Source organism: Mogibacterium kristiansenii, from assembly GCF_029224645.1.
In the GTDB taxonomy this organism is placed as follows: domain Bacteria; phylum Bacillota; class Clostridia; order Peptostreptococcales; family Anaerovoracaceae; genus Mogibacterium_A; species Mogibacterium_A kristiansenii.
The window spans coordinates 1-23,991 of the sequence record NZ_JAQXUZ010000013.1; the positions used below are offsets into that span (position 1 = coordinate 1).

27 protein-coding genes and 1 other RNA gene are annotated in these 23,991 nt (G+C 50.4%); 26 read left to right on the top strand and 2 right to left on the bottom strand.

Annotated elements, in window-relative coordinates; translation table 11 throughout:
* The 14 genes from PUE40_RS03385 to PUE40_RS03450 all read left to right on the top strand — a co-directional run.
* A partial coding sequence (locus PUE40_RS03385) for an EF-Tu C-terminal domain-related protein (protein ID WP_472850824.1) occupies nt 1–280 on the top strand: 280 nt, incomplete at its 5' end.
* 142 nt (nt 281–422) lie between these two features.
* The gene (locus tag PUE40_RS03390) at nt 423–806 is read left to right on the top strand and encodes a cytidine deaminase (RefSeq protein ID WP_154554935.1); all 384 of its coding nucleotides are present in this window, start codon (nt 423–425) and stop codon (nt 804–806) included.
* A 150-nt stretch (nt 807–956) separates the two neighbouring features.
* Nucleotides 957–2,147: an AI-2E family transporter gene (locus tag PUE40_RS03395; RefSeq protein ID WP_277671907.1), complete on the top strand. Its 1,191-nt coding sequence runs from the start codon at nt 957–959 to the stop codon at nt 2,145–2,147.
* Between the two features lie 56 nt (nt 2,148–2,203).
* Nucleotides 2,204–2,935: a cell division ATP-binding protein FtsE gene (ftsE, locus tag PUE40_RS03400; protein WP_277671908.1), complete on the top strand. Its 732-nt coding sequence runs from the start codon at nt 2,204–2,206 to the stop codon at nt 2,933–2,935.
* A complete protein-coding gene (gene ftsX / locus PUE40_RS03405; protein ID WP_277671909.1) occupies nt 2,925–3,818 on the top strand; it encodes a permease-like cell division protein FtsX in 894 nt (297 codons plus the stop codon). Before ftsE ends, ftsX begins: the two co-directional genes overlap by 11 nt.
* Nucleotides 3,819–3,833: 15 nt before the next feature.
* Nucleotides 3,834–4,937: a M23 family metallopeptidase gene (locus PUE40_RS03410; protein WP_277671910.1), complete on the top strand. Its 1,104-nt coding sequence runs from the start codon at nt 3,834–3,836 to the stop codon at nt 4,935–4,937.
* A 16-nt stretch (nt 4,938–4,953) separates the two neighbouring features.
* On the top strand, nt 4,954–6,600 hold the full coding sequence (recJ, locus tag PUE40_RS03415) for a single-stranded-DNA-specific exonuclease RecJ (protein ID WP_277671911.1): 1,647 nt from the start codon (nt 4,954–4,956) through the stop codon (nt 6,598–6,600).
* 27 nt (nt 6,601–6,627) lie between these two features.
* On the top strand, nt 6,628–7,785 hold the full coding sequence (locus PUE40_RS03420) for a S41 family peptidase (RefSeq protein ID WP_277671912.1): 1,158 nt from the start codon (nt 6,628–6,630) through the stop codon (nt 7,783–7,785).
* Nucleotides 7,786–7,787: 2 nt separating this feature from the next.
* On the top strand, nt 7,788–8,342 hold the full coding sequence (locus tag PUE40_RS03425; RefSeq protein WP_277671913.1) for a 4'-phosphopantetheinyl transferase family protein: 555 nt from the start codon (nt 7,788–7,790) through the stop codon (nt 8,340–8,342).
* A complete protein-coding gene (locus tag PUE40_RS03430) occupies nt 8,342–8,821 on the top strand; it encodes a regulatory protein RecX (RefSeq protein ID WP_154554927.1) in 480 nt (159 codons plus the stop codon). The genes PUE40_RS03425 and PUE40_RS03430 overlap by 1 nt, the downstream gene beginning before the upstream one ends.
* A 4-nt stretch (nt 8,822–8,825) precedes the next feature.
* On the top strand, nt 8,826–9,545 hold the full coding sequence (locus PUE40_RS03435) for a metallophosphoesterase (protein ID WP_277671914.1): 720 nt from the start codon (nt 8,826–8,828) through the stop codon (nt 9,543–9,545).
* A 4-nt stretch (nt 9,546–9,549) separates the two neighbouring features.
* Nucleotides 9,550–10,854 (top strand): pyrimidine-nucleoside phosphorylase, encoded by a 1,305-nt coding sequence (locus PUE40_RS03440; RefSeq protein WP_277671915.1) that lies wholly within the window; start codon nt 9,550–9,552, stop codon nt 10,852–10,854.
* A gap of 18 nt (nt 10,855–10,872) precedes the next feature.
* Nucleotides 10,873–11,817 (top strand): diacylglycerol/lipid kinase family protein, encoded by a 945-nt coding sequence (locus PUE40_RS03445; RefSeq protein WP_277671916.1) that lies wholly within the window; start codon nt 10,873–10,875, stop codon nt 11,815–11,817.
* 44 nt (nt 11,818–11,861) lie between these two features.
* A complete protein-coding gene (locus PUE40_RS03450) occupies nt 11,862–13,217 on the top strand; it encodes a D-alanyl-D-alanine carboxypeptidase family protein (protein ID WP_154554924.1) in 1,356 nt (451 codons plus the stop codon).
* 242 nt (nt 13,218–13,459) lie between these two features.
* Here the strand turns inward: PUE40_RS03450 and PUE40_RS03455 are convergent, their stop codons facing one another.
* The gene (locus PUE40_RS03455; RefSeq protein ID WP_154554923.1) at nt 13,460–14,893 is read right to left on the bottom strand and encodes a nicotinate phosphoribosyltransferase; all 1,434 of its coding nucleotides are present in this window, start codon (nt 14,891–14,893) and stop codon (nt 13,460–13,462) included.
* 24 nt (nt 14,894–14,917) lie between these two features.
* Nucleotides 14,918–15,127, bottom strand: coding sequence for a hypothetical protein (locus PUE40_RS03460; RefSeq protein ID WP_277671917.1), 210 nt, complete (start codon nt 15,125–15,127; stop codon nt 14,918–14,920).
* 149 nt (nt 15,128–15,276) lie between these two features.
* Between PUE40_RS03460 and PUE40_RS03465 the strand changes: the two genes are divergently transcribed.
* The 12 genes from PUE40_RS03465 to PUE40_RS03525 all read left to right on the top strand — a co-directional run bounded on the left by PUE40_RS03465 (nt 15,277) and on the right by PUE40_RS03525 (nt 23,873).
* A complete protein-coding gene (locus PUE40_RS03465) occupies nt 15,277–16,260 on the top strand; it encodes an RluA family pseudouridine synthase (protein WP_277671918.1) in 984 nt (327 codons plus the stop codon).
* On the top strand, nt 16,260–16,805 hold the full coding sequence (lepB, locus tag PUE40_RS03470; RefSeq protein WP_235898246.1) for a signal peptidase I: 546 nt from the start codon (nt 16,260–16,262) through the stop codon (nt 16,803–16,805). Before PUE40_RS03465 ends, lepB begins: the two co-directional genes overlap by 1 nt.
* Nucleotides 16,806–16,834: 29 nt before the next feature.
* Nucleotides 16,835–17,308: an SsrA-binding protein SmpB gene (gene smpB / locus PUE40_RS03475; RefSeq protein ID WP_277671919.1), complete on the top strand. Its 474-nt coding sequence runs from the start codon at nt 16,835–16,837 to the stop codon at nt 17,306–17,308.
* 137 nt (nt 17,309–17,445) lie between these two features.
* Nucleotides 17,446–17,800: a transfer-messenger RNA gene (ssrA, locus tag PUE40_RS03480) on the top strand.
* A 323-nt stretch (nt 17,801–18,123) separates the two neighbouring features.
* Nucleotides 18,124–18,771, top strand: coding sequence for a TetR/AcrR family transcriptional regulator (locus PUE40_RS03485; protein WP_277671920.1), 648 nt, complete (start codon nt 18,124–18,126; stop codon nt 18,769–18,771).
* Nucleotides 18,772–18,867: 96 nt separating this feature from the next.
* Nucleotides 18,868–20,382 (top strand): autotransporter outer membrane beta-barrel domain-containing protein, encoded by a 1,515-nt coding sequence (locus PUE40_RS03490; protein ID WP_277671921.1) that lies wholly within the window; start codon nt 18,868–18,870, stop codon nt 20,380–20,382.
* On the top strand, nt 20,345–21,304 hold the full coding sequence (locus tag PUE40_RS03495; RefSeq protein ID WP_277671922.1) for a hypothetical protein: 960 nt from the start codon (nt 20,345–20,347) through the stop codon (nt 21,302–21,304). The genes PUE40_RS03490 and PUE40_RS03495 overlap by 38 nt, the downstream gene beginning before the upstream one ends.
* Nucleotides 21,305–21,656: 352 nt before the next feature.
* Nucleotides 21,657–22,043, top strand: coding sequence for a SipW-dependent-type signal peptide-containing protein (locus PUE40_RS03500; protein ID WP_277671923.1), 387 nt, complete (start codon nt 21,657–21,659; stop codon nt 22,041–22,043).
* 154 nt (nt 22,044–22,197) lie between these two features.
* Nucleotides 22,198–22,533 (top strand): formate hydrogenlyase, encoded by a 336-nt coding sequence (locus PUE40_RS03510; protein WP_277671924.1) that lies wholly within the window; start codon nt 22,198–22,200, stop codon nt 22,531–22,533.
* 91 nt (nt 22,534–22,624) lie between these two features.
* Complete coding sequence (locus tag PUE40_RS03515; RefSeq protein ID WP_277671925.1) at nt 22,625–23,152, top strand: helix-turn-helix domain-containing protein; 528 nt, start codon at nt 22,625–22,627, stop codon at nt 23,150–23,152.
* Nucleotides 23,153–23,284: 132 nt separating this feature from the next.
* Nucleotides 23,285–23,476, top strand: a complete 192-nt coding sequence (locus tag PUE40_RS03520) for a hypothetical protein (protein ID WP_277671926.1) — start codon at nt 23,285–23,287, stop codon at nt 23,474–23,476.
* On the top strand, nt 23,466–23,873 hold the full coding sequence (locus PUE40_RS03525; protein WP_277671927.1) for a hypothetical protein: 408 nt from the start codon (nt 23,466–23,468) through the stop codon (nt 23,871–23,873). The genes PUE40_RS03520 and PUE40_RS03525 overlap by 11 nt, the downstream gene beginning before the upstream one ends.
* Nucleotides 23,874–23,991: the final 118 nt, after the last annotated feature.

The following is a 23,991-nucleotide window of genomic DNA, read 5'->3' on the forward strand; positions in this document are numbered from 1 at the left end:
CACCAAGTTCAAGGGTCAGGTATACGTACTGAAGAAGGAAGAGGGTGGCAGACACACTCCGTTCTTCAATGGATACAGACCGCAGTTCTATTTCAGAACAACTGACGTAACCGGAGATCTGCAGCTGCCGGAAGGCACTGAGATGTGCATGCCTGGAGATAACGTAGTAATGAATATCTCCCTGATCACTCCGATTGCTATCGAAGAAGGACTGAGATTCGCTATCAGAGAAGGCGGAAGAACCGTAGGTTCCGGCGTTGTAACTGAAATCATCGAGTAATTGATGTTTTAGAATCAAAATGAATTTCAAAAGATACCGTGAAAAGTTCACGGTATCTTTTTTTTTATCGTTGATTCAGATGATATAATAAAGTTCCGTGAATGAAATGAAATCGATTCCGGGTGAAGGGAGACGGACGGATATGAATGAGAAAGAACTGTATCGGATTGCCAATGATGTGAAGGAAAATGCCTATGCACCCTATTCCGGATTCCAAGTGGGTGCCGCACTGCTGACCCAAAGCGGAAAAGTATATACCGGCGTTAATGTGGAAAATGCCTCCTTCGGGGCAACCCTTTGTGCTGAGCGAGGCGCGGTGGCAAAGGCCGTTTCGGAAGGAGAAAGGAAGTTCCGAACATTGGCTATCGCATCATCAGTGGGAGAGGCGATGCCGTGTGGAATCTGCCGCCAGGTCTTGATGGAATTTGAACCGGATTTGCGCGTGATTACCGGTAAAGATGAGGAACACTTGAAAAGCTATCCTCTTTCGGAATTGCTTCCGGGGGCTTTTTCACTGCAGAAATAAGATTGGGAGGAAAATATATGTATGGTTTATAAAAGCCCGCTTACGGTACCAATTTGGACCGGATGATTTCGGTCGTCCGGTTGAAGTTCCATACCGGCTGTGATATAGTTGCACACATATAAATTAGATATAGAGAAAGAGACGATATTGATGAAAGAAGAAAAGAAAACGAAATTTCAGACGCTAACCGGAAATGTCTATTTCCGTCTGGGGCTTACCGTGTTTATCCTATACCTTTTGACATATTACTGGTCCCGCATGGAGAAGGTTCTGGTGATGTTCGGAAACGCAATGGTTCCGCTGATTGTGGGAGGAATAATCGCCTATGCGGTGAATATTCTCATGGGATTCTTTGAGAAAAATTACGATCGGGTCCTTCGGGGGCGGCGTGCACAGCGGGCAAAGCGGACGGTGTGCATCATCTGCGCCTACCTTCTTTTGGTGCTGATTATCGCCGGCATTATCGGTATCTTAGTACCCCAGCTTTCCACCTGCGTATCCCTGCTGATTGCCCGAAGCGGAGCGGCCATCGATCAGGTGGTCCACTTGTTGAAATCGGTTCCGGCTCTGGCGAAATACGGTGCGATGCTGGAGCAAAGCGTGTCGGGAATGCAGCTCAATGGAGAGCTGGTTCAGAAAGCGATTCATATTCTGCAGAGCGGCAATATCGGCTGGCTGGATAACGTCACCGGAGTGCTTCAGAAGGTGACCGGAGTGGCGGCAACCCTCTTTATCGGATTGTTCTTTTCATTCTATTTGCTGAGCGGCAAGGAGAAGTACGGAAGCCAGTTTCGCCGGGTCGTTCACACGTATTGCCCGGCGGCAGAATCGAAATTGTTTGAGGTGCTGGACGTATTGAACAACAGCTTCCGCAGCTTTATCGTGGGACAGGTGAAGGATGCTTGCGTGCTGGGCATTATGCTGGCCATCGCCATGATGATTTTCCGGATGCCGTATGCGGGAATGATTGCCGTTATCGTTACGGTGCTGGCGCTGGTGCCGATTGTGGGCGCGCTGATCGGTGCGGTAGTGGGGTTTGTCCTGATTCTTTCCGTGTCTGTCACCAAGGCGATTGTTTTCCTGATTCTGTTCCTGGTAGTGCAGCAGATTGACAATAACGTGACTTATCCGAGGATCGTGGGGGGTTCCATCGGCCTTCCGGGAATCTGGGTGCTGGCGGCGGTGACTATCGGCGGCAGTGCCTTCGGTATTTTGGGAATGCTGTTCTTCATTCCGCTGTTCTCAGCCATTTACAAATTAGTGCAGGCGGACATCCGGCGGAGAAATTCCGGATGCCGAAAGGCTGACGTGCCAGAGGAGGGTACAGCTCCGGTGAAATGATTCTGACGCCGGTTTATGTTATAATACATACGTGTGTCTGAAAATAAGGAGGAAGAATGATCGTTTTTAATAAAGTAAACAAGAATTACGGAACCAACGTGGGATTGAAGGATGCCACGGTGCACATTGAAAAGGGGGATTTCGTATTCCTGGTAGGACCCAGCGGTGCGGGAAAAACCACCTTTGTACGCCTGATTCTGAAGGAAATCGAGGCGGACAGCGGCACGATTTTGGTCGGGGGCCGAGATGTTACACGGATGACCCACCGGGAGATTCCGGAGCTGCGGCAGCAGATCGGAATGGTTTTCCAGGATTTCCGTCTGTTGGAGAAGAAAACCGTCTACGAGAACGTGGCGTTCGCCATGGAAGTGCGGCATAAGAAAAAGAAGGTGATTCGGAAGGAAGTTCCGTTCGCTTTGGACCTGGTGGGCATCGCCGACAAAGCGGACCGGTATCCCAGCGAACTTTCCGCCGGCGAGCAGCAGAGAGTGGGCATCGCCCGCGCCATCGTGAACAACCCGAAGCTGCTGATTGCCGACGAGCCGACGGGAAATCTGGATCCGGTAACGGCGATGGAAATCATGCAGCTGCTGGAGAAGATTAACGTGCGGGGCACCACCATTCTGATGGTGACCCATGCCAAGGATATCGTGGATCAGATGAACAAGCGAGTGGTGGCCATCAAGGACGGTCAGATTGTTCGGGACGAGCAGGGAACCTATGGAATCACTCCGGAGCACCTGTATGAAATCAGTACAAAGGAGGACGAATCTCCATATGTTTTCTAGAATAGGATATACCATAAAACAAGCATTTTCACAGGTCTTTCGCAACCGGGGAATGAGCTTTACGGCAACGCTGGCGATTACGGCCATGATGCTGATTCTGGGCCTTTTCTTCTCCACGTTTGTAAATGTGGATTTATTCGCGGAAGTGATTCAGCAGGACTACAACGTCATCGAGGTATATTTGGATGATGCCAATGACGATGCGAAGAACGAAACCGTGGGAAAGAACCTGGAAGCCATTCAGGGCGTCGGCAGCGTGAAGTACCGTTCCAAGGCGGATGCCATGAAAATCATGAAGGAACGGTGGGGAGACAACGCTTATTTGCTGGACAACCTGCAGCAGAATCCGCTGCCGAATTCCTATATGGTCTACGTCAATGACAAGGCCAGCGCCGACCGGGTTTCAAAGGAAGCACCGGAAATTGCCGGCGTCAGCGATATTAAATACTATCAGGATACGGTGGAGAAGCTGAGCAAGATTACCCGTGCGGTGGAGGTGGGCTCCATCGTGATGATGGCATTCCTCATCGTGGTTTCCGTCATCCTGGTGGCCAACACCATCAAGCTCACGGTGTTCAACCGGGCGAAGGAAATCGGAATTATGAAATACCTGGGAGCGACGGACTGGTTTGTTCGGGCGCCGTTCGTGCTGGAAGGAATCATCCTGGGTACCGTCTCTGCGGCAGTAGCTACCGGGATTCTGGGCGCACTTTATATTCGTTTTGTGAAGAGCATCGGACCGGACATCCTTCGGGTGTTGTCGGTACCGGTGATTTCTGCGAAATACCTGATGCCGAATTTGCTGATTATATTCCTGACACTGGGCGTGGGAATCGGTACCTGCGGCAGTATCATTTCCATCCGAAAGTTCTTGGATAAGTAGGAGGGACGGATGCGTATGATGAGAAATCAAAGAAAACTTAGACGAGGCCTCAGCTTGCTGCTCTGCGGAATTCTTGTTTTTGCCTCTGCAGTGTCCGTCTATGGCGGAAAAGCGGCGGAAGCCAAGAAGGAAGCGAAGGACAAGCAGCAGCAGTCGGAAGAAGCCTCTCGTCAGGCGGAAGAAGCGGGCAAGAAGGCAGATGCGGCAGAAGATAAGCTGGAAGAAGCGGTGACCGCGATTGAAAAAAAGCAGACTGAAATCGCGACAGCGGAAGCCAAGTTGGCCAAGACCAAGAAAAAACTGGCGAAGAAGCAGGCTCAGGTGAAGAAGCAGGAGAAGAATTTGAATTCCCGGCTGGTGGCCATGTACAAAACCGGAACGGTGGGATATGTGGACGTCATCCTGAATTCCAACAGCATTGACGAACTGATTACCAACATGTCCATGGTGCAGAAGCTGCTGCACAGCGACCAGAGCCTTCTGCGGAAGCTTCGGGTGGAATACAAGAAAATCAATAAGCTAAAGAAACAGCAGGAAGCGGAAGAGGCGAAACTGGTTCAGGAGAAGAAAGACCTGGAAGCCCTGAAGGAAAAATACAAAGATCAGGCCGGTGCGTACCGGAAGCAGCAGGAGAACCTGCAGTCTCAAGCGGAATCCCTGGCGGCAGAAGCCCGGAGAAAGCAGGCGGAGGCAGAACGGCTCCTGCAGAAGCACAACAAGAAGGCGCCGACTAATTCCGGCGGCTACGTATGGCCGTGTAACGGTCCGCTGACCTCTTACTACGGATGGAGAACTCACCCGATTTTCGGAACGCGGACCTACCACAGCGGATACGATATCGCGGCATCCACCGGAACTCCGGTCTATGCGGCGGGAAGCGGCGTGGTGACCATGGCTTCCTCCTATGGCGGCTACGGAAACTGCATGCAGATTTATATTGGAAACGGATACACGACCTTGTACGGACATCTGTCCGGTTTTGCGGTGTCCCAGGGGGCTTACGTGAAGAAGGGACAGGTGGTGGCCTACGTAGGAAGCACGGGCTGGTCCACCGGACCGCACCTGCACTACAGCTTGCTGAAGAACGGCAGTTTCGTGGATCCGAAGAGCATTTATTAATACCAATGGAGAATAAATGAACCCGAATCAGGAGATCATCAGAGAGATACTGGAAAAAAGAGGCATTACCGGGGCGGAAACCCAGGCGGAATTTCTGGCGGAAACCCCAAAGCTGGCTTATGCGCCGACCCTTCTCACCAATATGGATAAGGGAGTGGATCGGCTTCTACAGGCCATCGATGCGGGAAAGAGAATCGTTATCTACGGAGATTATGATGCCGACGGCGTTACCTCCACGGTTGTGCTGCTCAAAATACTGCGGTGTCTGACGGACAATATTACCTACTACATCCCGTCCCGGATTGCCGAGGGATACGGTCTTCATAACGAATCCATCGACCGAATTCGGGAAGAGGGGGGTGAGTTCATCGTCACGGTGGACTGCGGTTCTTCTTCGCCGAATGAAATTGCCTATGCCCGGAGCCTAGGCATTGACATGGTGGTGACGGATCACCACAACATGAAGGATGAACCGGTGAACGAATTGATCATCAATCCGCGGGCACCGGGAGACACCTATCCGTTTAAAGGTCTGGCCGGCGTGGGCGTGGCCTATAAGCTGGGCCTGGCGGTCAGCCGGAAGCGGGAGATTCCCCGCCGGGTGATTTCCGAAGTGCTGGAATTTGTGGCTATCGGAACCATCGCGGATATCATGCCGTTGCTGGACGAGAACCGATCCTTCGTGAAGTATGGATTGAAGTGGATTAACCGGGGATGCCGGAATCCGGGACTTCGCCGGCTCATCGAGCTGTCGGGGCTGGACTGCCGGAACTTGACGGCCACCAACGTGTCCTTCGGAATCGCCCCGCGAATTAATGCAGCAGGACGAGTGGGAGATGCAGACCTGGGCGTAAAACTATTTTTGGCAGAGAAGCCGGACGAAATCGAGAACTATTGCCGAACCATGATTGAACGAAACAATTTGCGGAAGCAGTGGCAGGAAGAGGCCTATCGGCAGTGCATCGTAAAGGCGCGACAGGAGTATCGGAAGGGAAATTTTCTGCTGATTGAAGCGAAGGATGTGCACGAGGGTATCCTCGGAATTGTGGCAGGAAAAATCAAAGAAGAAGCGAAGCGGCCGACGGTGATTGTGGCGCCGAATGGGGATGAATACAAGGGAACCGGGCGGTCGGTGAACAAGGTGGATATTTACGAGATGCTGAACCGGTACCGGGACTGCTTCCTGCGGTTCGGCGGGCATAAGGCGGCTTGTGGTTTTACGGTGGAGCCGGATCGGATTGAATCCCTGCGTCAGAATCTGAATCGGGATTTGGCAGAGATGCTGGAGAAGGATCCCGCTTTGTTCGAAGACGAGATTACGTACGATTTGGATTTGGAGCCGGATGAAGTGAGCCTGGAGCTGGCGGAAGCACTGAGATGCTTTGAGCCTTGCGGAAAGGACAACGAGGCACCGAAGTTCCGGATTACCTACGTGATGCCGGAGAATTGGCATTTTTTGAAAAACGATACGAAATACGCCCGCTTTCAGATCGGGGATCTGGACTGTGTCCTTTTCCACGATGCCAAGCGGTACTTCAATATGATGCAGAACCATGAATTTCTGGATGTGTACGGGACGCTGGATATCAATACCTGGCGGGATACCCGGAAAGTGCAGCTGATGGTGACGGAGATGGCACCGACGGAAGATTTTGTGGGATAGAAAAACGACGGAGAGGAACGGAAAGCAATGCGAGATGAACGAAAAAAAATAATGGTTTCCTTCCTCCTGGGAATGGTGACCGCATTAATGCTGGGGTTCGCGTTCGTGTACGGAATCCGAGGCGCGGGAGTTCTATCCGCTGGGAAAATCAATTACTACAAGGATTTGGACGCACAGTACGGAAAGTACTACAAGATGCAGAAATCCATACGGGACAAATCACTGTATTCCATCGACAAGAAGAAACGAGACCGGTATCTGTCCCAGGCGGTAATTCAATCCCTGCCGGACCCTTATGCCGCCTACTACAACAAAGAGGATTACGAGAAGCTGGAGCGGCGGTATTCCGAGTCCTATTCCGGCATCGGAATCAGCGTGGAGGAGAAGAAGGGAAAACTCCTGATTGCCCACGTGATTAAAGATGGACCGGCGGAGCAGGGAGGCCTGCGAAAGGGGGACCGAATTCTTTCCGTGGACGGAAAAAAGGTCCACAGCGTGGATGATGCTTCCGACCGAATCGGCGGGGAGGCGGGAACCGACGTGGTGCTGAAGCTGAAACGGGGCGGCCAGGATGTGACCGTAACGCTGACTCGGCAGGAGGTGGAAGAGGACAGTGTGGATTCCAAGTTTCTGAAAGCGGAGAACGGGAAGAAACTGGGGTACATTCGAATCCGCCATTTCCGGGAGGGCACCTCGGAGGAACTGAAAGAAGCGGAAGAGCGCCTGATGGACGGCCGGGTGACCGGCGTGGTCATCGATGTGCGGGACAATCCCGGCGGCATTAAAGATGAAGGGGTGAAGTGTGCGGACTTGTTCCTGCCATCCGGAAAGATTCTGATTGAAAAAAACAATCAGGGGAAGAAGAAAGTGGCCCGAGCCGACGGGCAGTGCGCGGATTTTGAGTACGTGGTGCTGGTGAACGGCAATACCGCCAGCGCGGCGGAAATCTTTGCGGGCGCCGTTCAGGTGAACCGGGGCGGAAAGCTCATCGGGGAGAAAACCTACGGAAAGGGCGTCATTCAGAGCGTGGAAAAGCTGGAGGACGGATCCGCCTTTAAATTCACCACGGAAGAGTATTTCCTGCCGGACGGCACCCCAATTAACAAGAAAGGAATTCAGCCGGATATTCGTGTGGCTTCGGGAAAAGCACTGACTCGAGGCATACAGATGCTGTCCGGAAAGTAGAAATGATGAAGATATATTACGCACTTAATTACGAAGGCAGTCGCGAAGAAAGCCGCCGTCTTCTGAGAGAGGCGCTGGCACGGTATACCGGCGAAAGCGGTTCGGACCCGACATGCCGGATGTCGGAAGAAATTCAGACGACGGAGAAGGGCAAACCCTTTCTCTCCGGCGGTCCGGATTTCTCCGTTTCCCATACGGGACAGTACTGGGCGGTGCTGATGGACGACCGACCGTGCGGCTTGGACATTCAGAAGTGGCAGCCCTCCAACTTTCTCAAGCTGGCTTTTCGGTTTTACAACAAGGATGAATATCTGGAGGTAAAAGAAAAAGGCGAGGCGGAGTTTTTCCGAATTTGGGCACGGAGGGAGGCTCTCCGCAAGGCTGAGGGAGAATCCGTATTCTCGGAAGCCCCTTCCGTCCTCTGGAACCGGGTGGTTTCGGAAAATCAATTCTGGGAAATCCGAGATATCACCATGCCTTTCGACTTGGCGGCGGCAGTCTGCATCGGCGTCCGGGAAGAAGAGATTCCGGAAGAAATAGAAATGGAAAGGCTGTAATGGAAAAAGAGAAAAAAGAAAATCGGAGGAGTGCCGCGGAGGAATTGACCCGTTACCTGGCACCTCGGATGCGCACAGTGGCGGAAGCCCGAAAGCATTTGGAGGAGAAGTTATACGATGAATCGGAGATTCGGGAGACCCTGCAGCGGTTTCTGGATTTGAAATATTTGGACGATTCGGACTACGTGCGGGCCTACTGCGAATATGCTTTTGGGAAAAGAAGAGGAAGCACTCGAATTCGCAGTGAACTTCGAAATAAGGGCATCGAATCGGAAACGATTCAGAACGGAATCGACGATTACATGTACGAAAACCGGGTGGACGAATGCGCTCTGGCACGGCTTGTGGCGGAGAAAACGTTGGCGGGAGCGGAACGCCCTTTGGAGCAGAAATCCGTGGCCCGCGTTGCCAGAAAACTGGAGCAGATGGGATACGGTTCATCGGTGATCATCCGGATTCTGGAAGAAATCAAGGAGTAGAAACGTGAAGATTTTCGCAATCGCAGATTTGCATCTGTCATTCCATGAGAATATCGATAAACCCATGAGCATTTTCGGTGCGGGCTGGGAGGATTATGAGAAGCGACTTTCGGACTATTGGCATGAGATGATTTCTCCGGAGGACGTGGTGATTCTGCCGGGAGACCTGTCCTGGGGACTCTCCCTGGAGGAGGCGCTTCCGGACCTGGAGTGGATCCACCGGCTGCCGGGGCGGAAGGTGCTGCTGAAGGGAAACCACGACCTGTGGTGGAGCCGGATTACCTATTTAAATACCCTGTATGAGGATATTCACTTCCTTCAGAACGACTGCGTCCTGCTGACGGAAGAGGAAACCGGCGGAGAGCGGATTGCCATCTGCGGAAGCCGGGGCTGGGTGCTGCCGGGGTCCGACGATTTCACGGAACACGATCGGAAGATATGGACTCGGGAACTGGGGCGGATGAGAAACAGCTTGAATGCCGCCATGAAATCCTCTCCGGACCGGATCATTGCGGCGCTTCACTACCCGCCGGCGGAGATGGCTCGGAAGGAATCGGACATGACGGAACTCCTGCGGGAATATCCGGTGAGCGACTGCGTCTACGGACACCTGCACGGAATGCACGCCTTTGAAAAAGGCATCAAATATGAACAGGATGGAATTCGGTATTACCTGACTTCCTTGGATTACTTGGGCGGAAAGCCGAAACGGATATGGGGGTGATTCCATGAACATGGTGGATATTATCACGAAAAAAAGAGACGGCGGAGAGCTGACGCCGGAAGAAATTCGTTTTTTTATCGAAAATTACGTAAAGGACCGCATTCCGGATTATCAGGCGTCGGCGCTGCTGATGGCCATTTATTTTCGCGGGCTGTCCCGAGCGGAGACCTTTGCCCTGACGGAGGCCATGGAGTTCAGCGGCGACGTGGAGGATCTGTCGGATCTTCCCGGCGTGAAGGTGGACAAGCACTCCACCGGCGGCGTAGGGGATAAAACCACGTTGGTGGTGGCACCCGTTGCCGCAGCGGCAGGAGTGACCGTGGCGAAGATGAGTGGACGAGGGCTGGGATTCACCGGGGGGACGGCGGATAAGCTGGAAGCGATTCCGGGATTTCGGACCCGACTGGAGCCGGCGGAATTCCACCGGCAATTGGAAGAATTGGGATTGGCCGTAATCACCCAGACCGGATCCATTACCCCGGCGGACAAGAAGATTTATGCCCTTCGGGATGTGACGGGCACGGTGGAAAGTCCGGGACTGATTGCATCCAGTATCATGAGCAAGAAGCTGGCGGCGGGAAGCGACGGAATCGTGCTGGACGTGAAGTGCGGAAGCGGCGCCCTTCTAAAGGACCTTGCGGAAGCGGAAAATATGGCGGACCTGATGATCGACATCGGCCGGAAAGCCGGCCGGAAGATGGTGGCGGTGATCAGCGATATGAGCCAGCCGCTTGGTCGGGCGGTTGGAAACGCCCTGGAAGTGGAAGAAGCCGTTCAGGTGCTGAAGGGGGGCGGTCCGGAGGATTTGCGGCAGCTCTGCCTGGAATTGGCCGGTGAAATGATTCGGATCGGCGGCCGAGCGGAAAGCTTCGAAGAAGGAAAAGAAACGGCCCGGCAGGTTCTGTCGGATGGCCGGGCTCTGGAAAAGTTCCGACAGATGGTTCGATGCCAGGGGGGCGATGACCGCATTGTTGAGGAGCCGGAACGGATGGGAAGCAGCCGGTATTCTCGGGACGTTCTTGCGGGAAGAACCGGTTTTATCGCGGAGACGGACACCCGGGAAATCGGGCGAGCATCCCAGCATTTGGGGGCCGGAAGACTTCGGAAAGAAGACGAGATTGATTTTACGGCGGGAATTCGGATGCACGTGCGCATCGGCAATTTCGTAAAAGAAGGGGACGTGCTGGCAACGTTGTACGGTGCCGATTCCCGACGCTTGGAGGAGGCCGAAATCATTATGGAAGCGGCGATTCGGATCTTGGCGGAACCGACGGCACCTCCGAAACTGATCCAGAAAATAATTCAATGACAGAAAGAGGACGACTTCATGAAATATGCTTTTATCGTAAATCCCGCATCCGGGAACGGCAAGGGGGCGACTCGGGTGCGAGAGGAATTGAAAGCCTATGAGACGGATAACCTGCGCATTTACTGCACCGAAGGGGAGCAGGATGCCACCGTGCTGGCGGACTCCATCGCGGCAGCGGCGGAGAAAGAGGGCGAGACGGTGAACGTCTATGCCTGCGGAGGAGACGGAACCATTCAGGAAATTGCGAAGGGTCTGTTGAATCATCCAAATTCTCGCTTGGGCATCGTGCCGGTGGGAAGCGGAAACGATTACGTTCGGTGCTTCAACCATCCGGAGCATTTCATGAATATAGAGCTGCAGCTGAAGGCCGGAGAACGGGAGGAATGCCTGCGAAAGGTGGATGTACTGGAATACACCTGGCGGGAAGGCGAGCAGGAAATGACGGATTATGCCATTAACGGCATCAATATCGGATTCGACGGGAATACGGCAATCCTGGCCCATGACCTGAAAGAGCTTCCGCTGGTGCACGGCACCGGCTCCTATCTTTTGGCGGTGCTGGTGAATTTGGTGAAAAAGAAGGGAACGGATCTGCAGGTGTTCGCCGACGGAAAGGAAATTCACAACGGACCACTGATGCTGGCCACTGCGGCCAACGGGCGCTTCTGCGGCGGCGGTGTGGAGAGTTGTCCCCACGCATTGCTGGACAACGGAAAAATTGAACTTCTGCTGGTGCGGAACATTACCCGACGGTATCTGATGCGGGTATTTCCGGCCTTTAAGGCAGGGCGTCTGGAGACGATTTCGGGCGTCGACAAATACATCATTCCCATGCGGGCGGAGGAAGTGATTCTGAAGCCGAATCAGGGACGGATGAAGTACGTGGCGGACGGAGAAATACGGGAAACCGGAGAAATAAAGGTCCGAGTGCTTCCGGGGGCGCTGACCGTAATCGAACCATAGGAAGTACGGAATCTTGGAATTGAGAGGTGAAGGTTATTTTTAGTTTGAAAAGAATCAGAAGAAATATTGCAATCCTGCTGACCGCATTGATGCTCTTTGCAAGCGGGGCGACCGCAGCATCGGCGGCAGTGCATGAAAATACAAGAAGACCGGTGATTGATGCCAAGTCGGCAGCGCTGTACAGCGTGACTACCGATGAGATGCTGTATGCGAAAAACCCCGACCAAAGGGTAGAGCCGTGGAGCACCACCAAACTGATGACGGCGCTGGTGGTTGCGGAGACCATGGATCTGAATCAGGAAGTGACGGTTTCCAAAAAAGCGGCCTCCATGGGCGGGTCCACCATGAACCTGGTGGCCGGAGAGAAGGTGACGGTGCGTCAGCTGATGTATGGACTGCTTCTGGAATCCGGAAACGATGCGGCCTATGCACTGGGACAGGCCGACGGGGACGGCAGCATTAAGACTTTTGCGGCAAAAATGAATGCACGGGCAAAGAAGCTGGGTTGCAGGGGAACGCACTTCGTGAATCCTAACGGCCTAAAGGCGAAGAATCACTACACCACGGCGGCGGATTACGTCAAAATTGCTCGCGCCGCACTGGCAAACAAGACGGTGTTCAAAATCGCGGGAACAAAGGTGTACCACATGGATGCCACCAATAAATCCCACGCCCGTACCCTCGAGACTCACCTGGACCTGATTGAGAAAAAGGGTTCCGGTGTCGTTGCGGGAAAAACCGGTTACTGGGAGGACGATGACTGCAGCGTTGCCCTGATGTATGACAAGAAGGGGCTGAAGATGATTCTGGTGCAGTTCGGAGCGAACATGGAAACCCGGGCCAAAGATGGTGCCAAACTCCTGAAGTTCGGCACGGAGAAAATCGTCACCAAGGAAGCCACCAATCCGAAGAAGAGCGCGGGAAATGTTCGGGTGAAGTACGGCGCCCGCACCTTGGTGAAAACCTATGCCAAGGGAACGGTGCTGACCTATCCGAAGGACGGCTCCGCCGACAGCATTTCCGTAAAGGAGAACTACAAGGATGTGGTGAAAGCGCCGCTGAAATCCGGCGACAAAGTCGGTACTCTGGAAGTGTACTGCGACGGAAGGAAAGTGGGAAGCACTCCGCTGGTGGTTCACGAGAACATCGAAAAGGGCTGGTTCCTGTCCCGATTCTACATCTCCAACCGAGCAACCATCGCCATTGGCGTGATTCTGATGCTCTTGGCACTCATTATCGGATTCCTGGTTCGCAGACGAAAAGACCGTAAGGCGGAGGAAATGAGTGAATCCGGAGAATCCAAGGATACTGCCTCCGCAGAGAGTAAAGAGGAGGTTCCGGAAGAATCCTTGAAATCAAAGGACATCGTCGATGACCATCCGGAAGATCGGTATTTATAAGGTTGTTTCTTTAAGAAGAGTGGAATGGAAAGCATATACTCACCGCGAAGTGCGGTGAGTATATGCTTTTCTGCTTTTGCGCCGGCGCCCTTCTCCGCCGGCGGGGAAGGAATTTGGTGCACCGGAACCCGCAACCCCATTGAATGCGTGGGCGGTGCACCAAATGCGGACGGGAAAAAGGCGCCGGCGAAGCAAAAACCGATGCACTGCACGGAAACGTGCGGCGCACCGGTTTTGTTTTCTTATAAGTCGGTATAGCGGTGCAGGATGTCCTGCTTGATGCTCCAAAGTTTTTTGGAGAGGTCCACGTAATAGGTCTGGGGGTTCTCGAAACGCAGGGTTTCCTCCCACAGGGTTTCAATCTGGTCTTTGCAGTACTGCCGAATTTCGTCCAGGGACGGGGATTCGTAGACGCATTCTCCTTTGTCGAAAAGCTGAACCAGAAGGCTTCGAACGTAGAAGTTCTTGAGGGTCTTTTTCTTCCAGATGGCGTTCGGGTCGAAGATTTCGTAGCCGTCCTGCTCCGGAATGGTTTCCCCTTCCATGGTAATTACGTCGGCGATGGCTTTGTTGCTCTCCTTCTCGTAGAGGCGGTAGACGTGCTTGAAGCCCGGGTTGGTAATCTTATCCACGTTCTCGGAGATTTTCATCTTCGGAACCATCTCACCGTTGCGCTCTACGGCCGCCAGCTTGTAGACGCCGCCGAATACCGGCTCGGATTTGGAAGTAATCAGCCGTTCGCCCACGCCGAAGGAATCAATTTGCGCGCCTTCCATGATGACATCTCGAATCAGGTACTCGTCCAGGGAGTTGGAGATGACGATGGAACATTCTTCCAGGCCGTTTTCGTCTAAGATTTTCCGGCATCTCTTCGTCAGGTAGGCGATATCGCCGCTGTCGATGCGGACGCCCATCTTCTTCGGCTTCAGTTCCTTGAACACCTTGATGGCGTTCGGCAGTCCGGATTTCAGTACGTTATAGGTGTCAATCAGAAGCACCGCGTTGTCCGGATAGATTCGGGTGTATTCCCGGAACGCTTCGTATTCGGTATCGAAGGTCTGAACCCAGCTGTGGGCCATGGTTCCCAGCGCCGGAACGTGGAAGTCCCGATCCGCGATGGTGCAGGCCGTTCCCGCGCAGCCCGCAATGTAGGAAGCACGCGCGCCGTCGATGGCGGCGGAAGCACCCTGTGCTCGGCGAGTGCCGAACTCCATTACCGGACGGCCCTGAGCGGCCCGAACGATTCGGTTGGATTTCGTGGCAATCAGCGTCTGATGGTTGATTGTCAGCAAGATAAAGGTCTCCACGAACTGGGCCTGAATGATCGGGCCCTTTACGATGACAATCGGTTCATGCGGGAAGATTGGTGTTCCTTCCGGTACCGCCCACACGTCGCAGGTGAATTTGAAGTTCCGGAGATACTCCAGAAATTCCTCCGAGAAGGAATTCTTGCTGCGGAGATAGTCGATATCTTCGTCGGTGAACTTCAGATTCTTCATGTAAGCAATCAGTTGTTCCACACCTGCCATGATGGCAAATCCGCCGTCGTCCGGAACCCGTCGGAAAAACATGTCGAATACCGCTTCGTGATTCCGGATGTCCGACTGAAAGTAGCCGTTTGCCATGGTGACTTCGTAGAAGTCGGTGAGCATGGTCAGATTGTAATTATCTAACATTTTAAAACCTCCAGTGTATAAGGGTTATTTCTTTGCGGAATCCTTGGATGAATCGGAAGCCTGCATCTGTTCGGTCTCCGTGTTTCCGGAAACGGCGGCTTCCTTTGCCAGCTGCGCCGGATACTGCAGAATAATCCGAATTCGCCACCCAATCAGGCCGGCCGCCAACAGAACAATTACAATTGCCAGTGCAATATCATTCGTTTCATGAAAAAAATCCTTGAAACCCCTCATTTCTTCTCCTTTATGTTAGCCAATAACATTTGGATATAATTATACTACCGGAGGCGAGAGATTGCAATGAAGCCATATGAGATTTGAAACACCGGGGTATCTGTGATATAATATTTTGAATATTTGATTGGAGAGGAACGCAGAAATACATGCAGAAAATCAAAGTGACGGCCAACGACTCCAAGCGGCGTCTGGACCGATTCCTGCGAAAATATTTAGAGCGGGCCACCCTGGGCTCCATTTATAAAATCATCCGGAAGGATGTCAAGGTGAACGGTCAGCGGAAGGATAACAATTACGTTCTGGAAGAGGGCGATGAAATCACGCTGTACCTCAGCGACGAACGAATTGCCGCCCTGTCGGCCCCGAAGAAGGCCGCTTCCCGGCGGAAGAGCAAGAAGACCTTTACCGTCATCTACGAGGACGACAACATCCTGATTGCCAACAAGCCTTTCGGACTGCTGACCCATGGGGATCGGAACGAAAAGAAGAACCATCTGGCCAATCAGGTAAAGGATTATCTCATCGAGAAAGGAGAATACAATCCAAGAACGGAAAAGGTATTCTCTCCGGCACCGGCAAACCGACTGGACCGCAACACCACGGGTTTGGTTTTGTTCGGTAAAAACAGCGATGCGCTTCGCACGCTGAACCGGTACATCCGGGAAGATCGGATATCCAAATTCTACCGGACGATTGTTTATGGAAACTTAGAAAAAAAGCTGGAGCTTCACGGACGATTGGAGAAGGATTCCGACACCAACACCGTGGCGATTTACGATGTGAACGAGACGGAGGGACGAGCCATTGAGACCATTGTCACCCCGATTCAGTCGCTGAGAAATTCCACCCTGGTGGAGGTGGATCTGGTAACGGGCCGAACGCATCAGATTCGTGCGCACCTGGCCAGCATCGGACATCCGGTCATCGGAGACAGTAAGTACTCCAAGGGACCGGCCAAGGGATTCAACCATCGGTTGTATGAATCCTGCCACCTGAGCACCCAGCTGCTCCACAGTTACCGGCTGGAATTCCGGAATTGTGACGGCCCTTTGGAGTATTTAAACGGGAGAGTTTTTGAGGCTCCGCTTCCGGAGCAGTTTGAAGAGATTTTAGAGGAATTGAGCATATAATGAGCAAGAATGAAATTGTAAATGAAAATGCACCGATGCTTCCGGCACTTTTGAAGGATCTGGTGATTGCCATGGTCATCGCCGGCGCGGTATTGTACTTTATCCGACCGACTATCGTGAAGCAGACGTCCATGCAGTCCACCATGAATCCCAACGATTACCTGATTATGTACCGTCAGGCTTATCGCAGCAAGGCCCCAAAGCGGGGAGACATCATCATCTTCAAGTCGGATCTTCCGGACGAGGAGGGCAAGGACAAGCTGCTGATTAAGCGAGTGATCGGATTGCCGGGAGATGAGATTCAGATTAAGAATCAGAAGGTGTACATCAACGGAAAGAAGTACAAAGAGAACTATCTCAAGGACGGATACACCACCGGAGAGGGCACCTGGAACGTGCCGGAAGGCCACTATTTCGTGATGGGCGACAACCGGGTGGTCAGCGTGGACAGCCGATATACGGATGTTGGATACGTGGATAAGGACCAGATCCAGGGCAAAGCCGTACTCCGCCTGTTCCCGTTCAACAAGATTAAGACTTTCTAATTTGAGGAGAAAGCAGGGTAGGAACCGGAATGGCAAAGAAATCCAGAAAACTAATCGCAAATAACAAGAAGGCCCGCCACGATTATTTCGTGGAAGATTCTCTTGAGGCGGGAATCGTTCTCACCGGAACGGAAATTAAATCCATTCGGGCCGGTCGGTGCAGCATCAAGGAGAGCTACGTCTACATCGACAAGAAGGGCGAGATGAAGATCTGCGGAATGCATATCTCCCCCTTTGAACAGGGCAACCGCTTCAACGTGGAACCCCTTCGGGAACGAAAGCTGCTTCTCCACCGCCGAGAAATCAACAAAATCGCGGGAAAGATCAAGGAGTCCGGTCTCACCATCATTCCGCTGAACGTGTACCTCAACGAGGATGGACGGTGCAAGGTGGAAATCGGCATCTGCAGAGGTAAGAAACTGTACGATAAGCGAGATTCCATCGCAAAAAAAGATGCGGACCGCAAGATGGACCGGGCCATCAAGGAAAGCCGTCACCGATAGGAGAGTCGAATTTCCTTCAGGAAAAACGAATTCCCTTCGGACAATCGGAAAATTGAAGGGGCAGTATCTTTTTTTTACCGGGAAGATGTTGTATAATTTATAGAAGAAAAAATAGTGTGACATCCGTCACACATTCCGGGGATGTAATGGTTTCGACAGGAATGTGGAACAAGGATAAGCGAGCCGTGGCGCCCAGTCCACGTAAAAAGGGGCCGTTAAATATAAACGCTAAAAATAACAACAATTTCGCACTGGCTGCATAGTTCAGCCCCGCGCGCCGCTTCAGGCTCACCTGCAGGCTTGAAATCCGGTGTCATGAATGCAGGAAACCGCTGGGAGAGCTCCTGGTATTTCAGCGGACTTACAGGATAGCAGTTCCGTAGTGTGTCAGCGTCACGGCGGATACTGCGAATGACAAAGCACTGACTGCGCTCGGAGAAAGTTCTTCGGAAATATTTTTGGACGTGGGTTCGACTCCCACCATCTCCACCATAGATATGGCTCTGGCTAGAAATGGCCGGAGCTCTTTTATTGCAAGGGATTTGGGCTCTCAGGCCAGTAGTATAAAGGCTTCAGCGTCTTTTCAAATATCATTTCAGACCCGTTTCAGATTATCTCAGACCACTGAAACCGGGAGGTGAATAACATGAGAAAGCTAAGATTTGACTCCGTAAAAAATCTGCGGCAATGCGAACGATTAATCTTGAATAAGTAGTGAAAATCGGTTCCTATGGTAATAATACCATAGGAAAGCAAGGGGGCTATCAGTAGCACGAAAAAACGATGTAGCAAACACAGAGAAGCGTATTCTGCAGGTGTGCGTAAGACTTTTTCTCGAGAAAGGATATCACAAGGCTGCAACAGGGCAGATCTTAAAGGATGCAAAGGTTTCCTGCAGCAGCTTTCAGAACCTGTTTACAAGCAAGGAAGGAGTGCTTCTGGAGCTTGTGAAATTCATGTATGAAAACCAGTTTGGCGTAGCAGGAAGTATTACAGGATCTGAGCTTCCACCTGTATATGTATATGCGACAGAAACTGCAATTCAGCTTACACTTACCGAGCTAAATGAAAACCTCAGGGACATATATGTTGAAGCTTACACACGGGAAAGCACTCTTGACTACATTCAGACGGAAACGGCAAAGAAGCTTAAGGAAATCTTCGGATCCTACCAGCCTGAGCTTACAGAGCGGGACTTCTATCAGCTTGAGCTTGGAACAGCAGGGCTGATGCGAGGCTACATGGCAAACCCATGCACAGAAGACTTCACCCTGGAGCAGAAGCTGAACACATTCCTTACTCTTTCACTCAGATGCTGCAAGGTGCCAGAGGATGAGATAGACAAGGTGCTTTCATACATTGCAGGCCTTGACATAAGAAGCCTGGCACAGTCAGTAATGGAGGAACTGTTCGAAAAGCTTGCAATGCAATATGAATTCTCCCTTGAAGGCCTGCTGACCTGAGGACAGAAGCAAGCAAATTCTCTTTGAGAAATACAGCTGGAAAGATAGTTCGGCATGAAAATATGATAATACTAAAAAGAAAAAAAGGTGAGTAGAATGAAGAAAAGATTATTTAGCATAGTGCTTTCACTGTGCATGGTGCTGGCACTGATACCGCAGATGGTATTTGCGGAAGCGGTGGCAAATATAACATATCTGGACGCATCAGGCGCACAGCAGACCTGTGATAATGCCACTGTAGTTACCGGAGACGATACTACATGGGGCTCTGACGGACAAACCACCTGGTATGTGGCACAGGGCGATGTTACCATCGATAGCCGTGTCACAGTTACCGGCGATGTTCACCTGATTCTCGCTGACGGCTGCAATCTCACAGTCAACGGCGGCATTTATGTGGGTAACGAGCCTACTTCAATGAAACTTACCATTTACGGGCAGGAAAACGGCACAGGAAAGCTATATGCATATGCCTCCAGTGGCAGTGATTACGCAGGTATCGGTGGAAATGATCGCAGTGGTGAAATCACAATCAACGGAGGTAATATTACAGCTGTTGGAGAAGAAGGTGGCGCAGGGATTGGCGGAGGGAACAATGATGCCTTCAAATGCATCACCATCAACGGAGGCACCGTTTCCGCTACAGGCGGCAACAACGGCGGGAGTTCGGGTATCGGTGCAACTGATGCAGGCGGGACTTCCGGGACCATCACCATCAATGGCGGCACTGTTATGGCTACCGGTAAGACTTATGGTATCAACGCCTCTAATTACGGCACTATCAGCACAGGAAACGACGGCCATGCGGTGATATTCGCAAGCTACACTGAAACGTGGGGATCGGACTTCAATTATTCGTCTTCGCAAAACAGGGATTCATGGCGCGGCGTGATTTTCGAGGGGAACAGCGGACAGATTTACGGGGACGATATTACTCCGAGCGAGAGTTTTGAGATTCCTTCCGGTAAAACACTGATGATTGATAGCGAAAAGTCTCTCACAATCCCTGCCGGTAAAACGCTGAACATCGAAGAAAATGGTGTAATAGTCATCGCCGAGGGCGGTACGCTGGTAGTACAGGACGGTGGAACGCTGACTAATAACGGAAAAATCTATGTTGATGGAACATTCACAGGCATAGCAGATAACCTGTATTATCCACTCAGTTATACTATTCCTCCAGAGTTATTAGAAGGATATAACCCTATTGTTGACGGAAAATATGATTATAACGGTAAGACTTACGGCAAGGCCGGTTCAGACGTTATGTTTAGAGGTCTTCCGGCGCCTGGTGATTATCAGGTATATAAGCTGGTAGCTACTACAAAAGACGGCAAAAACACTGTTGCTACAAAATCGTCTTCGGCTTCTATTAGTATGCCTTTTGCGTCAACCAGCATCCATCTGGAGATGATAACCGACTGCATCATCAACCTCGATTGTAATGGAGGAAATCTTAAAGCTGAGGGTTTTCTCAGGGTTGACGATTCTGATGTTTTATATTGCCTAGATAATAAAACAGATCCACTTCCAACAGATATAACCAGACAAGGATATACATTTGGTGGCTGGTATGACAACTGGGGATGTCATCTTCTCAATAGCCGATGAGGATAATATCAAAACTGTCACGGCTAACGGTAAGGAGCTTACTGCCGGTGAAGACGGCAATTACACAATCAAACAGAACGCCGGTGAGGTAACTCTTATGTTCACCGATACTGAACTCCATACAGCTGTAATGACATTGACAGTTTATAATGGTCACGATTTCGGCTCATGGAAGTCCAACGGCGACGATACGCATACACGCATCTGCAAAAATGATGGCTGCGGTTATTCAGAAAAAAAAGACTGCACAGGCGGCAAAGCAACATGCACAAGCAAGGCAAAGTGTGAATATTGTGGGGCAGAATACGGCAAACCTGACAGCTCAAATCACCGCCTTGATAAAATTCCTGCGAAGGATGCAACCGTTACAGAAACTGGAAACATAGAGTATTGGCAGTGTAAGGATTGTCAGAAATACTTCTCTGATGAAGAAGGCGCGGATGAAATTACGCTTGACGACACGGTAATCTCAAAACTCCCGCCTGAAATCATTGAGGGCATGGGTCAGAGTATAACCGAAGGAGAAAAGAAAGCACTTACATTCCGTTCCAATGCTTTATTTGATGATTTTGACAGAGTCGAGCTTGATAGCGATACTCTTGATATAGAATACTACACTGCCGAGTCAGGCAGCATAATCGTAACTCTTGATGCTGACTATGTAGCAACCCTTCCTGCTGGAGAGCACACTATCGGTATCGTATCAACAAGCGGCACTGCAACAACTTCCTTCACAGTAGCAGAAAAGGCAGCACCGGGAACTTCAGATGACAGCGATAAGGATTTAAAGGCAGACGCTGAAGATTCTGCAAAGACCGGTGACAGCACTAACCTTGCTCTGTGGATCGCACTTATGTTCCTTAGCGGCGCAGGAATAACAGGCACTGCTGTTTACACAAGAAGAAAAAGATCAAATGAATAAACAAAACGCTGATACGAAACAACAAAGCGTCGTAACACAGCCGTCAGGTTTCAATTCGAAGCCCGGCGGCTTTTTCGTGCAACCGAAGAGTGCTTTCAGGGTCTGATTTACATGAGATGTTTTTAAGAGACATCTCATTTTGTGCACTCTTTTGAGTAATCTCTGCGTTGATCTCTCCGATCTCGGTACTCACATACTGAAAGTACGCTCCGTGCCTCGGCGACTCGGCGCCTTGACCTAACGCCCAAACAGCGCACAAAACAACACTGCCCTGAGCCGGGCGGAAAGGAGTGTATGCAGGGGCTCAAAGCAAATTGTAATAGCACAGGATGTGCGGAAAAGGAGAGAGAAAATGACAAACATTAGAGAGAAGATTTCAGGAAGAAAGAACCTTATTATCGCAGGAGCACTCATTGCTCTCATGGCAATCAGCTCAACCTTCGCCTACTTTGTGGACAGAGATCAGGTGACTAACCACTTCACTGTAGGCTATATCGAAATCAGTGTATCGGAGCCGAACTGGAATCCGAGCAATGGAGCGGACATTACGCCTAACAAGGTAGTGAAGAAGGATCCGAAGATTACAAACGACGGAGCAAACGATGCTTTTGTGTTCATGTCGGTAAAGGTTCCTAAGGCCAATGTTAAGACAGCAAATGCAGACGGAACACTTAACGCTGCAGCAAACCAGGATCTTTTCACATATTCGGTGAATACAGGCTGGAAGCTCATCAAGTGAGAGTGCTCGACCTTATCAATATGGAGAAGAGTCACTGCTACAATCCGTTCGTATATCTTAAGGATGATAACGATATTCAGAGGCTTGCAAACGGGATATGAGCTTCTGTCTGACGTGAATCTTCTGAAGAAAATTGAGAAGGAGGAAAACGAGAATGAAAAAGAAAATACAGACACCGGAAACGGTGAAGCTTAAGCGAAGAGCAGAGATTGCCTTCGCTTTTTATATTGCAGCGGTACTGATGGTTACGCTTGCGACAACAATCTGCCTTGCGGCTAACGACCCGCTTTCTGTGGTTAACAACCTGTCCAACTTTATATTCAGTCTGATAAGGGCAATCGGTCTGATCCTTCTGGGCTTCGGAATCATGCAGGTTGGTCTTTCGCTTAAGAGCCACGATCCATCGCAGCGTGCCAACGGAGTTCTGACACTGGCAGGTGGAATCATCATTACGTTTACAAAGGAAATACTGAATATGATTACGGGATAGGAATAGGTTTATTCTTGTAAGCTTCAAGTGCTTTTGTTAATATGTAGTTGATGAAATGAATTAAGCATTTCATCAACTACATATGAGAGGAATGGTGATTGTGGGGAAAAAATCAATTAAGGAAAATAAGAAGCCATATCAATTAAGAAGAGAAGAACTTGGGCTATCAAGAGACCAAGCAAGCGAATTGCTTGAGTCAATACAGCCGGAACGAATTTTAAGAATAGAAAATGATATTTCATCTCCTCAGCCAGAAGAGATCCTCATAATGGCTGACAAGTACAGGATGCCGGATTTATGTAATTATTACTGCTCGAATGAATGCCCTATTGGACAGCAGTATGTGCCGGAAATAAAGATTGAGGATTTATCAAAGATAGTTCTTAAGATGGTTGCATCTTTAAATTCAGTTTCTAAGGAAAAGGAACGCTTGATTGAGATTACAGCTGATGGAACTATCGAGGAGAACGAAATAAAGGATTTTGTTCATATTCAGGAAGAACTTGAGAAGATTTCTGTAACAGTTGAGACTCTGCAGTTATGGGCAGAAAAGATGATTGCGGATGGCTCGATAGATATGAAAGTTTACAATACCTATAAGAATAGAAAACAGGGTTAGTTCTTCGCTAAAGTAGAAATATAGACGCTTAACTTAACAAAGTTAAGCGTCTTTTATTATACATAGAATGTAACAATAACAGCCTTTATTCTGCAGTAGGTGTCATTTTTCTTGTGTGGATGAGAAAGTAAAATGATATCAAGAAAAGAGGTGATGAAACTGAAAACAAAAGACAGATTAACGTGTATACGCCTCTACAATACCGTAGGACGAAACCCGTCCCTTGCAGAGGACATAGGATTGGAAATAGTGTTTAATTCAAGAAAGTCAAAGGAACAAAACAAAGAATTTAAAAAGAAAGGCGGTGTAACAAATGACAAGTAATATAACAGAAAAGCTGATATCCGAAATGAAATCAACAGGAATCCTTACAACTAATGAGATGACTTTCTGTGAGTATACCGACGGATTAAAAGCTTTTCAGGATATGGCAGTAAAGATGGTTATGAAAGAAAACTATGAAGAAGGAATGCGATTAGATGAAGCAATTTTTCGAATGGAATCCTTAGCAAGAAAGAAAGGTTTATCGCAGGATCCAATCATCAGAAAAGGTATTAATGCCTTAAGAACTGTCAACAAAGAACTAGGTATTTCAATGTCAGGAATTCGAGGAGAGCAGTTGGTTGCAAGAACGCTTGAACATATCAGCAGACCAGAGGCGAAAGTTTACAGAAATGTATACGTAACAAATGGGATTGATGAAACCTGGATTCCCGAATAACCACACTAGCATTCAGGAATCCAGCAATAACTATTGCTACTTTTGGCGAGCAAGCAATGGATTAACACCAAGATCACGATACAGCTGTTCCTGTTTCATCAGGACTTCGCCTTGCGCC